The 12,627-nt window shown below is 39.7% G+C and carries 13 protein-coding genes and 1 other annotated feature; of the genes, 2 read left to right on the top strand and 11 right to left on the bottom strand.

Features of this window, described 5'->3' with window-relative positions; all coding sequences use genetic code 11:
* Nucleotides 1-61: 61 nt before the first annotated feature.
* On the bottom strand, nucleotides 62-727 hold the full coding sequence (gene mecA / locus MHB66_RS05560) for an adaptor protein MecA (protein WP_024425038.1): 666 nt from the start codon (nucleotides 725-727) through the stop codon (nucleotides 62-64).
* Nucleotides 728-991: 264 nt separating this feature from the next.
* Here mecA and MHB66_RS05555 point away from each other — a divergent pair, with 264 nt between their 5' ends.
* On the top strand, nucleotides 992-1,657 hold the full coding sequence (locus MHB66_RS05555) for a TerC family protein (RefSeq protein ID WP_034282060.1): 666 nt from the start codon (nucleotides 992-994) through the stop codon (nucleotides 1,655-1,657).
* A gap of 39 nt (nucleotides 1,658-1,696) precedes the next feature.
* Here MHB66_RS05555 and spxA read toward each other — a convergent pair whose 3' ends face one another.
* The 8 genes from spxA to MHB66_RS05515 form a co-directional block, all read right to left on the bottom strand.
* Nucleotides 1,697-2,092 (bottom strand): transcriptional regulator SpxA, encoded by a 396-nt coding sequence (gene spxA, locus MHB66_RS05550; protein WP_003211421.1) that lies wholly within the window; start codon nucleotides 2,090-2,092, stop codon nucleotides 1,697-1,699.
* 193 nt (nucleotides 2,093-2,285) lie between these two features.
* Nucleotides 2,286-2,864: a GNAT family N-acetyltransferase gene (locus MHB66_RS05545; RefSeq protein WP_034282062.1), complete on the bottom strand. Its 579-nt coding sequence runs from the start codon at nucleotides 2,862-2,864 to the stop codon at nucleotides 2,286-2,288.
* Nucleotides 2,865-3,001: 137 nt separating this feature from the next.
* Nucleotides 3,002-3,289: a hypothetical protein gene (locus MHB66_RS05540; RefSeq protein WP_046310556.1), complete on the bottom strand. Its 288-nt coding sequence runs from the start codon at nucleotides 3,287-3,289 to the stop codon at nucleotides 3,002-3,004.
* Nucleotides 3,290-3,394: 105 nt separating this feature from the next.
* Nucleotides 3,395-4,315, bottom strand: a complete 921-nt coding sequence (locus tag MHB66_RS05535; RefSeq protein ID WP_024425041.1) for an ATP-binding cassette domain-containing protein — start codon at nucleotides 4,313-4,315, stop codon at nucleotides 3,395-3,397.
* 1 nt (nucleotide 4,316) lies between these two features.
* The gene (locus MHB66_RS05530) at nucleotides 4,317-5,405 is read right to left on the bottom strand and encodes an ABC transporter ATP-binding protein (protein WP_087975602.1); all 1,089 of its coding nucleotides are present in this window, start codon (nucleotides 5,403-5,405) and stop codon (nucleotides 4,317-4,319) included.
* A 3-nt stretch (nucleotides 5,406-5,408) separates the two neighbouring features.
* A complete protein-coding gene (locus MHB66_RS05525) occupies nucleotides 5,409-6,326 on the bottom strand; it encodes an ABC transporter permease (RefSeq protein WP_024425043.1) in 918 nt (305 codons plus the stop codon).
* A 3-nt stretch (nucleotides 6,327-6,329) separates the two neighbouring features.
* On the bottom strand, nucleotides 6,330-7,274 hold the full coding sequence (locus MHB66_RS05520; RefSeq protein WP_024425044.1) for an ABC transporter permease: 945 nt from the start codon (nucleotides 7,272-7,274) through the stop codon (nucleotides 6,330-6,332).
* A gap of 116 nt (nucleotides 7,275-7,390) precedes the next feature.
* On the bottom strand, nucleotides 7,391-9,028 hold the full coding sequence (locus tag MHB66_RS05515) for a peptide ABC transporter substrate-binding protein (protein ID WP_034282068.1): 1,638 nt from the start codon (nucleotides 9,026-9,028) through the stop codon (nucleotides 7,391-7,393).
* Nucleotides 9,029-9,510: 482 nt separating this feature from the next.
* Nucleotides 9,511-9,731, top strand: a binding site (T-box leader).
* Between the two features lie 53 nt (nucleotides 9,732-9,784).
* Between MHB66_RS05515 and trpS the strand changes: the two genes are divergently transcribed.
* Nucleotides 9,785-10,780: a tryptophan--tRNA ligase gene (trpS, locus tag MHB66_RS05510; RefSeq protein ID WP_046310554.1), complete on the top strand. Its 996-nt coding sequence runs from the start codon at nucleotides 9,785-9,787 to the stop codon at nucleotides 10,778-10,780.
* Nucleotides 10,781-10,814: 34 nt separating this feature from the next.
* On the opposite strand, the gene MHB66_RS05505 is transcribed toward trpS, so the two are convergent.
* Complete coding sequence (locus tag MHB66_RS05505) at nucleotides 10,815-11,567, bottom strand: YjbA family protein (RefSeq protein WP_024426484.1); 753 nt, start codon at nucleotides 11,565-11,567, stop codon at nucleotides 10,815-10,817.
* Nucleotides 11,568-11,713: 146 nt separating this feature from the next.
* Nucleotides 11,714-12,613: an oligopeptide ABC transporter permease gene (gene opp4C, locus MHB66_RS05500; protein WP_080769820.1), complete on the bottom strand. Its 900-nt coding sequence runs from the start codon at nucleotides 12,611-12,613 to the stop codon at nucleotides 11,714-11,716.
* Between the last annotated feature and the right edge of the window lie 14 nt (nucleotides 12,614-12,627).

Raw genomic sequence — 12,627 nt, 5'->3', positions numbered from 1 at the left:
TATTTACCTATTCATTCAGATAAAAAAGCCGATTCCTCTATAGAAATCGACTTTTTGTTAGTTACGAGAAGTGCTGTTGAATCGTTTCAAGGGCATTCCCTTCGATAATCAGCTGACCGTATTCTTTCAGTCTGTAGATGCTGACCACTGATTCATGAGCATATTCAAGCAAAATGCTGAGCTTATTCTCCACTTGCTCATCTGACAAATCCTCGTGGAAGTCAACATATAGATAATAACGGTTTTCAAACGAATATAAACTTGTGGTAAAATCCTGCATATTTAATTGAGAAAGTGCAATCAAATCTTCAAAGTCATCCATTTTCAATACGAATTGAAGTTGAAGTTTTTTGTCCTTCTCATTATGGTCTTCTTGATCTTGCTCTTCTTTATGAAAATCATCAAGCAGTGCGTCTAAGCTTTCTTCATCTGTTTGATCTTTTTTATCTTCTGGAATCGGCAATTCGAGCTTTTGTCCATCTTTAGAAAGTTGGGCTTTTGTCACGACAATTTCAAGACCTTTGTCAAGTGCCTGTACTTGAATCCAAAGCGGTCCCTCTACTGCAAATTCTTCTTCTTCGTGCACTTCGTCCATTACTTCCCAAAACAGCTCTTCACTGCGCTCACGATTGTACCAGATCTCTTCACGGTCAAATCCGCGATCTTCAATATCACCGTAGGAAATATAAAATTTGACTGTATGTTCATTTATTCTTTCGATTTCCATTTTGCCAACCTTCCCTTCTATATAAGATGTTGAAGGGACATACAAGCTCCCAATTAATAGTACTTTACTACACTTTACCCGTTCCGTCTACATGTTAACCGTTTAAAGAATTGAGGTATTGCTTCGTACTGTCTATTTTATGATAAAACATGAATAAAAGAAATAAAAACGCATTTTTTGCAGAGAAAACTTGCAGAAACATATATTTGAATTGTCCTCATATATTGGTTGTACGAGCTCTATTTGGGACATGAGGTGAAATAGATGGAAACAGAGTGGATCGTATCCTTATTGATGATTATTGGCATAGACCTAATTTTAGGCGGAGATAATGCGCTCATTATTGCGATGGCGAGTCGCAGTTTATCACATGACAAACGCAATAAAGCCATTTGGATCGGCACTCTTTTAGCCGTGTTGATGAGAATTACAATGACTGGTGCCGCCGTTTATTTATTGACTATCCCTTATTTGCAGTTTATTGGCGGTCTTTTTCTCCTTTATATAGGATACAATCTGTTAATTGAACAAAAGAAGGAATCGATTCGGATAAAGAGCAGCGGCTCCCTTTGGCGTGCGGTTCAAACCATTGTGATTGCTGACCTCTTTATGTCACTTGATAATGTCATCGCAGTTGCAGGTGCAGCAAAAGGCAACATGCTTCTGACCGCTTTTGGCCTCATGATTTCTGTACCGATTATTATTTGGGGAAGCAAGCTGATTCATGCAGCTTTAACAAAATTTCCGTTTCTTTTATACGGAGGAAGTGCTCTCTTGGCCTTTACAGGGGGTGAAATGATTGTGCGTGATGTGAAATTGGCTGAATTTATGGCACAGCATGCCACGCTTGAATTGATGCTTCCGTTTTTAACCGTCATAGTGGTCATATTAGCGAGCCTCTTTTACGAACAAACGGCTGAAAATAAATAAAAAAAGCTGCCAAATGATCGGCAGCTTTTTATGTTTTTATTAGTTAGCAAGTCGCTGAGCTTCTCTTAGTTGGAATGTACGAACCGTTCTTGGTAAGAAACGTCTAATTTCATCTTCATTGTACCCAACTTGTAATCTTTTTTCATCCAAGATAATTGGACGACGCAAAAGACCTGGATGCTCATTGATTAGTTTATACAATTGTTGAAGCGGCATTGTCTCAACATTGACATTTAGTTTTTGGAATACTTTTGAACGTGTTGAGATAATTTCGTCTGTACCGTCTTCTGTCATTCGAAGAATTTCTTTGATTTCATCGATTGAAAGAGGCTCAGAAAAAATGTTTCTCTCTTGATATGGGATATTGTGCTCTTCTAACCACGCTCTTGCTTTTCTACATGATGTACAGCTTGGTGATGTGTATAATGTTACCATAAATCTTCACTCCTCAATTTGTAGAATGAATATTGATCTGTATTCTTAAATTAAAATTGTTCTAAATAAGTAATCTTTATAGTGATTATACTATAAAAAAGTAAGTGTGAACAGATTTTCTTGCAATTTTTGTGACAAAAACTAGACAATTTCATTCATTTTGTCGTGCTGCTGGATGTCAGAACATTCTCATTTACTCGAGATGATCGAAAATATTTTTTTGCTTTCTATTTTCAATGATCTTCAATACATCATCAACATCCTCATACGATTGTCCATACCATTCTTCATCTTTATACGTATGGATTCGTTCATAGGTCTTCCTCATGGCTTCCATGATCTCTTCCTCATGATTTGTAAGAGGCGACCAATAAAGAATTTCCATGCGGTTCACTTCATTTGTTGCAAGTGACCTGCGTTTATAACCGATTGATTCTGCATGCTTGAAGTGCTCTCTTTGGTAAAACTTTAGGCGTTTTGCAGTATCTGCATCATCTTCATCTACAGGCTCAACCTCAAGCAAGATCGGTTTCTTTTTTTCCTTCAGCTTATGAATAAGCTTTGACCCGAGGCCTTCACCTCTTGCATCTTTGGAAACAAATAAATAATCAATAAAGATGAAAGAATCAAATTCGGCGTACATCATCACATGATGAGGTCCTTCTTCCTTATGATAAATATCACTTCTTTCCTTTAATAAAGCTTCCATATGCTCTTTTGACTTCATTTCTTCTATCGGGAAGTATTCACTGAGCTTTTCATACCAATTCATGGATCTGCTCCTTATGCTATAGTTAAGAACCACTTCCTTAGATATTCCCGATTTCCTGCTATTTAAACGCCTGTACTAGTAAGACGCAGCAAAGTCTTAAGTAGTTTCACTTTTTTTCAATTAATGCAAAAAAAGTTTTATAACGAACGATTCATGACGAGTTGAATACAGACAAACAGGATAATTGTCATCGCAATTTGAAGCATAATGAAATAAAGATATTTTACGCGCCATGCTTTATGCTTCTGACCGCTTGTCTTTCGGTTAAGCATATATTCCATTGAAAAAGACACAATCCCAATGAGTACCATAAACGCGAGCATCCACTTTCCTCCGTTTGGTTTCCTGAAAAAAGACGTTGAAAAAAGTACGAATACAATGAGAACATGAAGCAATGAATAACGAAAGGTTTTCCAATTTAACATTTGATTTCCTCCGGTATCTGCTTGTACTTAACTAAAAGTTACCATCATCTTCTTTTTTTGTAAAATAAAAAAAAGAAGCACTGACTTAGCAGTGCTTCTTCCTTCTTATGATTGTTTCGCCTGTAGCTCTTTGAATTCTTCCTCTGTGCAGCTCACAAAGTGACCTGGCTTCACTTCACGGAACTCGGTGTTTGTTCCTTTGTGAACAGATGGATCATACTTGATTCGTTTGCGGTTACGCTCATAATCAGGATCTGGAAGCGGAATCGCAGACAGCAATGATTTTGTATATGGATGAAGCGGGTTTTCGTATAATTCATTCGCTGGTGCCAGCTCAACCAATTTTCCGAAATACATCACGCCGATACGATCGCTGATGTATTTTACCATGGACAAGTCATGGGCAATGAATAAGTACGTTAAACCTTTTTCCTCTTGAAGCTCTTTCAATAAATTGACGACCTGCGCTTGGATCGACACGTCTAATGCAGAGATTGGTTCATCGGCGATGATGAAATCCGGCTCTACTGCTAATGCACGTGCAATTCCGATACGCTGTCTTTGACCGCCTGAGAATTCATGCGGGTATCTGTTCGCGTGCTCTTTGTTCAAGCCAACAGTTTCAAGTAATTGGTACACACGCTCTTTACGCGCCTGTTTTGTTTTTGCAAGGCCATGAATGTCGATGCCCTCTGCAATGATATCAAGCACTGTCATTCTAGGGTTGAGTGAAGCATATGGATCTTGGAAGATCATCTGCATTTGACGGTTGAACTCAAGCATTTTTTGTCTTGATTTCTTCCCGTGTACATTTTCTCCCTTATAAAGAACTTCACCATCTGTCGCATCATAAAGTCTAATGATCGAACGGCCCGTAGTGGATTTACCACAACCAGACTCACCTACAAGACCAAGCGTTTCACCTTTGTAAATATCAAATGAAACCCCATCAACTGCTTTCACAGTTCCTCTTGCTGTATGGAAATGCTGCTTCAAATTTTTGATTTCTAACAGTTTTTCTGCCATGCTATTCACCCTCTTTTACTAATACAGGTTTTTCGTAGCTACCTTCTAGTTCACGCATTCTCGCCTTTACAGAAGCAGGCGGTTCAACTTTAGGTGCATTCGGATGAAGTAGCCATGATTTCACATAATGCGTATCTGATACTTTGAACATTGGCGGTTCTTGTTCAAAGTCAATTTTCATTGCATAATCGCTGCGGAGTGCAAATGCATCTCCTTTCGGCGGGTTTGTCAGATCTGGCGGTGTTCCTGGAATGGCAGTCAGCTTTCCTTCATCTCCGCCATCTGTGTCAAGACTCGGCATGGATGCTAAAAGTCCCCATGTATACGGATGCTTTGGATTGTAGAAAATTTCATCGACAGTCCCTGTCTCCACAATCTGTCCTGCATACATAACAGCTACACGATCAGCGACGTTGGCAACAACACCTAGATCATGCGTAATAAAGATAATCGAAGTGTCAACCTTTTGCTGAATTTCTTTCATTAATTCTAAAATTTGTGCCTGAATTGTTACATCAAGTGCAGTCGTCGGCTCATCGGCAATCAGCAGCTTTGGATCTGCAGCAAGCGCCATGGCGATGACAACCCTTTGTCTCATCCCGCCACTAAATTCGTGCGGATATTGTTTAATTCTTTTTTCGGGCATTGGAATTCCAACGAGCTCCAATAGTTCAATGGCTCTTTTTTCAGCCGCTTCTTTTGAAATTTGTTCATGCTTGAACAGCACTTCTGTAATTTGTTTCCCCACTTTCATCGTTGGATTCAAAGACGTCATCGGATCTTGGAAGATCATTGAGATGTCTTTTCCTCGAATGGTTTGCATTTGTTTTTCAGTTTTCTTGACAATATCTTGGCCATCAAACAGGATCTGTCCGCGCTTGAAATAACCTGGCGGCATCGGAATTAATCTCATGATCGCTTGTGATGTCACACTTTTACCAGAGCCAGATTCACCTACAATAGCAAGTGTCTCGCCTTTATTTAAGTGGAAGTTCACACCACGAATGGCTTGAACCTCTCCACCATATGTTTTAAATGAGATTGCAAGGTCTTTCACCTCTAGAATACGTTCACGTTCCATCCTAATCACTCCTTATTTACGCAACTTCGGATCTAAAGCGTCTCTTAGTCCGTCTCCAACCACGTTAAAACCAAACATTGTAATACAGATAAATGCGGCTGGGAACCATAATCTCCAAGGGTAATACGTCATGGCTGGAATTCCGTCAGACGCCATTGTTCCCCAGCTCGCTAACGGAGCCGGTACACCAAGCCCTAGGTAGCTTAGGAATGCCTCTGTGAAGATAGCAGAAGGAATCGTTAATGTCATCGTCACAAGGATTGGTCCCATTGAGTTTGGAATTAAGTGTTTAAATAAAAGTCTAGATGTTTTCGCACCTAATGTTTGTGCTGCAAGAACGTATTCTTGACTCTTTAATTGTAAAACCTGTCCCCGAACAATACGTGCCATGTTAATCCAGCCTACGACTGTCATGGCGAGGATAATCGTTAATAATCCTTTTGGCAGAACAACCATCATTAAGATAACCATTAATAGTGTTGGAATTGCCCATAAAACGTCTGCGATACGCATCATCACTTCATCTGTACGGCCGCCTTTGAATGCAGCAATACTTCCCCAGATAATACCGATAATCACGTCAAGCACCGCTGCAGCAAGCCCGATAAAGATCGAAATTCTTGCCCCGACCCATGTACGGACAAACATGTCACGTCCTAAATCATCTGTACCAAACCAGTGTTCTTTTGAAGGCGGCTGGTCAGCATTCAGCAAATCAGTCGTAGAGTAATCGTATTTAGAAAACATCGGAACAAAGATGGCCAGCATCACGATAATAAAAATGATTGTAAGTCCAACCATTGCAAGTTTATTGGCACGGAAGCGAAGCATGGCATCCTTCCATAAAGATAGACTAGGTTTAGAAATTTTTTCAGATTCTGCTGCGTCAGCTGTCGCAGGCACAAATAAATCTTTTCTCATCTCTTCCATGTGTTAGACCCCTTTCTTCGCCTTCGTCAGTTTAATTCTAGGATCGATAATACCGTAGAGGACGTCAACGACTAGAATACTGATTAATAGAATAATACTGTAGAAGACTGTGACACCCATGATGACGGTGTAATCACGGTTTGTAATGCTTGTGACAAAGTGAGAGCCTAAGCCAGGAATACCAAAAATCTTCTCAACGACAAAACTACCTGTTAAAACTGAAGCAGCCATTGGTCCCATGTATGTGATAACAGGTAACAATGCGTTTCGGATGGCGTGTTTGATCGTCACAGCAGATTTTGTTAATCCTTTCGCTCTAGCCGTTCTAATGTAGTCACTATTTAGTACTTCAAGCATACTTGACCGTGCAAGTCTAGCGATAAATGCCATTGGCATGAAGGAAAGTGCAATAGAAGGTAGTACGGTGCTTGCCCAAGACTCCCATCCTGCAACTGGGAAGATCGCTATAATACTTGCCTCAGATGCAAATACATATTGTAGTAGCGCCGCTAAAATGAAACTTGGAACTGAAATTCCAAAGATCGTTAAAATGGCAATCGTATAGTCTTGCCATTTGTTATGATAGAGCGCTGCAAGGACCCCAAACAATACACCAAATGCTAATGCGAGGAGAATTGCCTCAATTCCGAGGGTAAAGGAAACGGGGAATCCAGAACTGATTAAGTCATTTACGGTTTGTCCTTTATATTTAAATGAGGGACCAAAATCTAATGTTGCAACTGAACCTAGGTAGTTTACATATTGAACAAATAAGGGCTTGTCCAATCCGTAGTGCTCGTTTAGGTTTGCTTCAATTTCAGCAGGAAGTTTCTTCTCACCAGAGAATGGACCACCAGGTGCTGCCTGCATGAGAAAGAAAGTTGCAGTTACAATAACAAACAGTGTGATTAAAATATATATTAATCGCTTACCGATATATTTAAGCAACGGAATTGCACCTCCATGATTTTACAACAATTTCTCTAATCAGCAAGAAAGGTATATGGAGAGACATCCTCCATATACCTTAAGATCCTTGCCGTAGATCTCTTACACTATTACTCTTACTTTTCGAAATGTGCCCATTTGTATTGAACATCACCTAGTCCAGATACAACTACACCTTTAAGTTTTGGATCTTGTACCCAAAGCTGAGTGTAGAAGTAAATTGGTGCTATAGGCATATCGTTGATGATGATTTCTTCTGCTTTTTTCAGCATTTCTTCACGCTTCGTTTTATCTGTTTCTTTTGCAGAATCATTCAACAATTGTTTGTACTCTTTGCTTTCCCATCCAGTGTCGTTGTTTCCGCCGTCTTTATCTTTGTAAAGCTCAAGGAAGTTCACTGGATCGTTGAAGTCACCTAACCAGCCCATACGTCCGATTTGGTAATCTCCGCTGTGGATTTTGTCGATGTATACGTTCCACTCAGAGTTATCAAGTTCAACTTTCACACCTAAATCTTTTTTCCACATTTCTTGAATTGCTTGTGCAATCTTTTGGTGGCCTTCATCTGTGTTGTAAGAAAGTTTCAATGTTGGAAGATCAGAAACAGACTTATAACCTAATTCTTTCGCACCTTTTTCAAGAAGCTTTTTAGCTGTATCTACATCGTGATCTTTGAAGTAGCCAGTTTTGTTATCTGTGAATCCTTCCATTGTTGGTGGAACGATTGCCATTGCTGGAACTTGTTCACCTTGCGTAATTTTGTCAACGATCGCTTGACGGTTGATTGAGTATGCAAGGGCCTTACGGATGTTTGCATTGTTTAAAGGTTTTACTTCTGTGTTGAATTTGTAGTTATAGATACCAGCGATCGTCTGGATTTTCAGACCGCCTTCTTTTTTCAATGTTTTTAAAGACTCAGTTGGAAGGCTTCCAGTTGGAGAACCAGCCCAGTCAAGCTCGCCTTTTTTGAACATGCTAAGCTCAGTGTTTGTATCTTTGATCATAGACATGTTGATTTTTTTCAATTTCACAGTATCTTTATCCCAGTATTCATTGTTCTTTTCAAGCGTGATAGAACCGCCATGTTTCCATTTAGAAAGAACGAATGGTCCGTTAGATACGTAGTTTTCACCAGCATTTGTGTACCAGTTTTTATTCTTTTCAGCCACTTTTTTGTTGACTGGCATATAAGTATAGAATGCAGTTAGTTCAGTAAAAAACGGTGTTGGGTTTTCTAGCTCAACTACAAGCGTTTTGTCGTCTTTAGCTTTAATGCCAACATCAGCAACTTTCGCTTTCCCTTTGTTCGCTGCTTCAGCACCTTTAATATAGTAAAGCTGGTAAGCATATTGAGATTCATTTTTAGGATCTAATGCCCATTTCCAAGCATATTCGAAATCTTCTGCTTTTACAGGGTCGCCATTAGACCATTTTGCATCACGAAGTGTGAATGTATAAGTTTTACCATCAGCACTTGTTTTGATATCAGAAGCCATTGCATTTTCTGGCTTTCCTTCAGCGTTAATTCTTGTTAACCCTTCAAAAGTCTGACGGATGACACTACCTGAAGTTGAATCATTTGCCAATCCCGGATGTAGAGAAAAAGGCTCAGTGGAGATATTCACATTTAATGTTGTTTTAGCCTCTCCAGAACTGCTCGTGCTGTCGCCTGATTTGTTTCCGCTGAAACCACAAGCGCTTAATACAAGTGTGAAAATAAGCATTAAAGTAACAACAGACCAACGCTTTTTCAACTGTATTCCCCCTTATAATATGTTTTTAGTTCAAAGGTCTCGATAGAAGATGAGATTCAGATTTAAGAAATAGCGTAAAAAAGTCCCTGAATAGCTTACTTTCTATTTCTTTTGTTTTTTCTGAATTTTCACTATGTAAAGAGCCTAGCACAAACGTGTGAACAAATTCATTATAATGAATAGAATAATTTATTGCAATATCAATTTCATATATTTTTTAAAAACGTAAATGGGGATAAAGAGGGATTTTTATAAACTAAAGTCTCAATCACTTCAACAAATTAAAGCGTAAATTGATTAAAATAATTTAACAAATTCAGCAGGAATAATGTTTTATACATATAATTAATCATCCTTTTTTAAAAAATTCTGACAGATATTTGTTATTTTATCTAAAATTTTAAGTGTCAATAGGCATGATGAGAAGGTCACATAAGGGCTTCGTGACTTTTTCATGGTCATCCTTTATAATAGATAGACATATTGTTGCGATGAAAAAGAAGAGTACATATATTCACCATTTACAGAGAGTCTGCGGCCGGTGTGAGCAGATAATGGCATGTATGGAATGGGCTTTGGAGCAGCTAACCGAACACTTCTAAAAAAGTGAGTAGGCTTAGACGGAGTAGTCTCCGTTATCAACGTCTTGAGTGATTTCTATGTGAAATAACAAGGGTGGTACCACGGTTCATTCGTCCCTTTTCTGTTGAAAAGTGATGGGTGGGCCTTTTTATATTGAAGAAAAGAGGTTTTAGTATGACAAAGAAGACAATTTTTTCAGGCATTCAGCCGAGCGGTTCTGTCACATTAGGGAACTATATTGGAGCAATGAAGCAATTTGTCGATTTGCAGCATGACTATAATGGCTATTTTTGTGTTGTCGATCAACATGCGATTACAGTGAGTCAGGACCGATTAGCTCTCCGTCAAAATATTAGAAGCTTAGCAGCTCTTTATTTAGCTGTTGGTCTTGATCCAGAGAAAGCGACATTGTTTATCCAATCAGAGGTACCTGCTCACGCCCAGGCAGGATGGATGCTTCAATGTGTTGCTTATATTGGGGAATTAGAAAGAATGACCCAATTTAAGGACAAATCCGCTGGTAAAGAAGCAGTTGTTTCAGGCCTATTAACGTATCCCCCATTAATGGCTGGCGATATCTTATTATATGGTACTGATTTAGTCCCTGTTGGAGAAGACCAAAAGCAGCATCTTGAATTGACTAGAACGCTCGCTGAACGCTTTAACCGAAAGTACAATGACATCTTCACTGTGCCTGAAGTGAAAATTCCAAAAGAAGGCGCACGGATTATGTCTTTAACAGATCCAACGAAAAAAATGAGCAAATCCGATCCGAACCAAAAATCTTTCATTACCTTATTAGATGAACCAAAGCAGCTTGAAAAGAAAATTAAAAGTGCTGTGACGGATTCAGAAGGCATCGTGAGGTATGACAAAGAGAACAAGCCTGGTATAGCCAACTTGCTGACGATTTATTCTGTATTAGGCAACATATCCATTGCAGAGCTGGAGCAAAAGTACGAAGGCAAAGGATATGGTGAGTTTAAAGGAGATCTTGCGAACGTTGTCGTTGATGCTTTAAAACCAATTCAAGATCGATACTATGAACTCATTGAATCAGACGAGCTTGACCGCATTCTAGACGAAGGTGCTGAAAAAGCAAACCGCGCAGCAAACAAAATGCTGAAAAAAATGGAGAATGCGATGGGTCTTGGCAGAAAACGCAAATAAAAAAGCTTGCAGCACGACTCGCTGCAAGCTTTTTCTAATTTACTTTTGATTCGTTTTCCATTTCCCAAAGCTTTTCGAAAAAAGGCTGTCCTTTAATCATTTTTTCACAGAAGGCTAAATGATTCTCTGACCACCCATCAATCGTTTCATTGTAAAGCATGTTCCAAATCTCTTCGAAAGACATTCGTTTGATTTGGTTGTACATGCGCGGGTTCCATTCCGTATACCAATACGCAATCTCCGCCCTGTTTTTGAGCCCTTTTAATTGATCGAGCGCCATAAACATCAGCTGTTTCAGCTGTCTTTCTTTTCTCGTTAATCCGCTGATATGCTGCGGCGGCAGTGATAGAATGTGATACTCTTTCGTCGATTCAAGGCTGTCCTTAGAAAATTCATATTCCTCTGCCTTCACATCTTTCACCATTTCATACACCAATTGCTCTTGCCTTGGGATCAAGCGGCTTTTTCTCACAGGTATGGAATATCCAATCGTATCTACAGCAATAATTCGAATGCCGTCTGTGACCACAAAGCAATACTCTAATTTACGGCGTTCATGATTTTTTCGTATATAAGATTTCTCAAATACAGACTCTAGCAGCGTCTTTGGCAGCTCTGAAAGATCATTTTCTATGTAATCAAACAAAGGACTCTGCACCTTAAGTAAAGGCACTTGATCTAACAGTTCAACGCTGTCCTCCTTACGCCACTCATGAAAATGACACACATTGTAGCCATTTTCTTCCCCTTCAAACCAATTCACCCATACGTCATGAAGAAATAACATAACCAATCCCTCACTTTATAAAAACTGTTGTCCACAGTATGGGCAAGGGATAGAGAAATTATTCCAACTTTATCAAAACTTCAAGGTGAGTATATGATGGCTTCATGTCTTTCTTTCGTTCAGGAACCGCAGAGCCCCTTTAAACTTTATTTCAGCTTTTTAGGATCAAGCGCATCTCTCAGCCCATCTCCTAAAAAATTAAAGCATAAAACAGTCAGCAAAATGAGTAAACCTGGGAAAAGCGGGTACCACCACGCTTGCACCATAATCGAGAAATTTTGTGCATCTTGCAGCATGTTGCCCCAGCTTGCCGTTGGCGGCTGAATACCAAAGCCAAGGTAGCTGAGCGTTGATTCAGCTAAAATGACGGAGCCTACTTTTAATGTAGCTGATACAATAATAGGACCGATACAGTTCGGTAAAATATGCGAAAAGATGATGACATGATTTTTCGTTCCAATGGTTCTCGCCGCGAGGACGAATTCTCTTGTTCGAAGTGATAAGAATTCACTGCGTATGAGCCTGGCGGTTGTTGTCCAGCCTGTCAAAGCAAAGATTAAAATCAATTTATCAATGCCCGGTTTGAAAATGGTGACGAGCGTGATCAATAGAAAAATGTCTGGAATCGACAAGACGACATCCACAAACCTCATTAACAAGGAATCAACAAACCCTTTGAAATACCCCGCGACCGCGCCAACGACAGTTCCAATAGTGATTGCACCAACCACCGAGACAAAACCGACCAATAAAGAGACCCGCGCGCCATATAGCACCCTTGAGAAAATATCACGGCCAAACTTGTCTGTGCCCATAAAATGCTCAGCACTCGGCGGCTGGAGCCGCTTCAATAAATCTTGATGCTCTGGTGCATATGGAGCGATCACTGGAGCGAAAATGGCAGAAAAAATAATGATCAATAAGATCACGGAGCCGGCAACCGCCAATTTATTTTTGAAAAATTTCTCGCAAAACAAACGCAGCATCGTCTCAGGCTTTGGCGGAAGGCCCTCCTTTAATTTGATATCAACAGGAGGTGTTCCCATATTAGGCTGTGCCA

Source organism: Bacillus sp. FSL L8-0167, assembly GCF_038630295.1.
GTDB classification, from domain to species: domain Bacteria; phylum Bacillota; class Bacilli; order Bacillales; family Bacillaceae; genus Bacillus; species Bacillus safensis.
Note: the sequence above shows the minus strand (reverse complement) of the source record. Positions and strands in the feature narration are given on the sequence as shown.

What these genes read in the sequence shown, in the direction of transcription:
- mecA (WP_024425038.1), bottom strand. Translation starts at nt 727, where the DNA reads ATGGAAATCGAAAGAATAAATGAACATACAGTCAAATTTTATATTTCC.
- MHB66_RS05555 (WP_034282060.1), top strand. Translation starts at nt 992, where the DNA reads ATGGAAACAGAGTGGATCGTATCCTTATTGATGATTATTGGCATAGAC.
- spxA (WP_003211421.1), bottom strand. Translation starts at nt 2,092, where the DNA reads ATGGTAACATTATACACATCACCAAGCTGTACATCATGTAGAAAAGCA.
- MHB66_RS05545 (WP_034282062.1), bottom strand. Translation starts at nt 2,864, where the DNA reads ATGAATTGGTATGAAAAGCTCAGTGAATACTTCCCGATAGAAGAAATG.
- MHB66_RS05540 (WP_046310556.1), bottom strand. Translation starts at nt 3,289, where the DNA reads ATGTTAAATTGGAAAACCTTTCGTTATTCATTGCTTCATGTTCTCATT.
- MHB66_RS05535 (WP_024425041.1), bottom strand. Translation starts at nt 4,315, where the DNA reads ATGGCAGAAAAACTGTTAGAAATCAAAAATTTGAAGCAGCATTTCCAT.
- MHB66_RS05525 (WP_024425043.1), bottom strand. Translation starts at nt 6,326, where the DNA reads ATGGAAGAGATGAGAAAAGATTTATTTGTGCCTGCGACAGCTGACGCA.
- trpS (WP_046310554.1), top strand. Translation starts at nt 9,785, where the DNA reads ATGACAAAGAAGACAATTTTTTCAGGCATTCAGCCGAGCGGTTCTGTC.
- MHB66_RS05505 (WP_024426484.1), bottom strand. Translation starts at nt 11,567, where the DNA reads ATGTTATTTCTTCATGACGTATGGGTGAATTGGTTTGAAGGGGAAGAA.
- opp4C (WP_080769820.1), bottom strand. Translation starts at nt 12,613, where the DNA reads ATGGGAACACCTCCTGTTGATATCAAATTAAAGGAGGGCCTTCCGCCA.